Genomic DNA, 1,773 nt, shown 5'->3' on the forward strand with positions numbered 1-1,773 from the left:
ACCAACCAGGTCTCTTACTCGACCGGGTGGACGAAGTGCACCGGCTGCATTACCTCCCCGAACAACAGCTTCTACTACTCGGCGACCGCCGGCGCGGTCGCCACGATCCGTTTCAGCGGAACGCAGGTCAACATCTACGGCGCCAAGGGCCCGATCGGGGGATTCAGCACGATCCGCCTGGACGGCGGCCAGCCGGTCAACGTCGACACCTACGCGCCGACCTCGAGCATCACCCTGTTCTACAGCTCGGACAAGATCGCCGCCGGCACGCACACCCTGACCCTGACGAATACCGGGCAGCGCAACACCTCCTCGCAGGGCAACAACGTTGGTTTCGACCGGGCGGAGGTCACCACCGGAGCGAACCCGCCGCCGGCCCCGCCGTCCTACGCCGGGCCCCGCTCGGGCAAAGGGTGGCTGACCGGAACCTATCCCGATCCGGTGATGAACCAGCAGAACCTGGAGGCGTTCTGCACCTGGCGCGGGGCGCCCTGTGACTTCACCCTGCTTTACACCACCCGGAACAGCTGGGCGAACGTCAGCCAGCCGGTGGATCTGCTGCGTACCTTCGCCAACTGGCCCGGCCGGTTGATCATCTCCATCCCCCCCTTCCCGGAGCACATCGGTGCCAGCAACGCGACCTGCGCCACCGGGGCCTACGACGAGTACTGGAAGACCTTCGGCCGCGTACTGAACGCCTACGGCCGGCAGAACTCCTACCTGCGAATCGCCTGGGAGGGCAACGGCGACTGGTACGAATGGTCCGCCACCAACCCCAAGGACTACGTCAACTGCTGGCGCCACGTCGCGGACGCCATCAACTCGACCGCGGAGCCGGACCCCACCCTGTGCTGGTGCCTCAACGCTCACTACTCGCAGAACCCGCCGAGTCACAACCCGATGGACATGTATCCGGGCGACGCCTGGGTGGACGGGGTCGGCCTCGACGCGTACGACCACTGGCCGCCGTCCCGGACAAAGGCCGAGTTCGACGCCCAGGCCAACGCCCCCGGTGGGCTGAACTACTGGTTCAACTTCGCCCGCGCGCACAACAAGCTCTTCGGCGTCGGCGAATGGGGGGTGGTGAGTACCAGCGGCAACAACGGTGGCGGTGACAACGCCAATTACATCCAGTGGATGTACGACTGGTTCGTGGCCCATGCCGGCAAGGGGCTGGCCTACGAGTACTACTTCAACAACTGCGACCCGAACAACGTCGGTTCGAACCTGTACCGACCGCTCAGCGCCACGTGTCTCTACCTGAACCGGCAGGCGGGCGCCCGCTATAAACAGCTCTACTCCGGGAAATAGGGTCCGGGGGTGACGCCGGGTGCCGCCCGCCGGCAATGATCAGTAGGCGGCACCCCTCCACCCGAGGGGGTCCTCAGCCGGGCCGCCGGTCGCGGCTGGGACGTAGCTCGACCGATTCGTAGGCGGCCGGGATGTACCACGATTCGCGGCCGTCGTCCCACCGGACGATGAACGGCGCTCGGCCGCTCTCGCCGCGAATCTTGAGTATCACACCGTGGCGCTCGGTACGACCTGTTGCCGAATTACGCACGACGAGGCGGTCCCCGACCCTGGCGTACATGATGTTCCCGGTGTACATCAGGATTCCCTCCCGCGGTCCGTTCGCGGTCCGTTCCGGCATCAGCGCGTCGCCACTCCGTCGAACAGGTCGGTTTCCACGCCGGAACCCGAGCCCGGGCCCCAGGGCTGCGCGAAGGTCGCGTGGTGTGACGGCCTGTTGCGTTAAGTGGCTATGAATTGGAG

Annotated in this window: 2 protein-coding genes; one reads left to right on the forward strand and one right to left on the reverse strand. The window is 66.0% G+C overall.

What is annotated here, in order from left to right:
- The coding region (locus tag AC08ON_RS10625) for a glycoside hydrolase family 26 protein (protein ID WP_476616874.1) at positions 1-1,311 on the forward strand (1,311 nt) is incomplete at its 5' end.
- Positions 1,312-1,384: 73 nt separating this feature from the next.
- Here AC08ON_RS10625 and AC08ON_RS10630 read toward each other — a convergent pair.
- Positions 1,385-1,773 (reverse strand): DUF1918 domain-containing protein (locus AC08ON_RS10630; protein WP_476616875.1); only part of this gene is annotated, 389 nt, incomplete at its 5' end.

This window comes from Frankia sp. CoWAU3, from assembly GCF_977971855.1.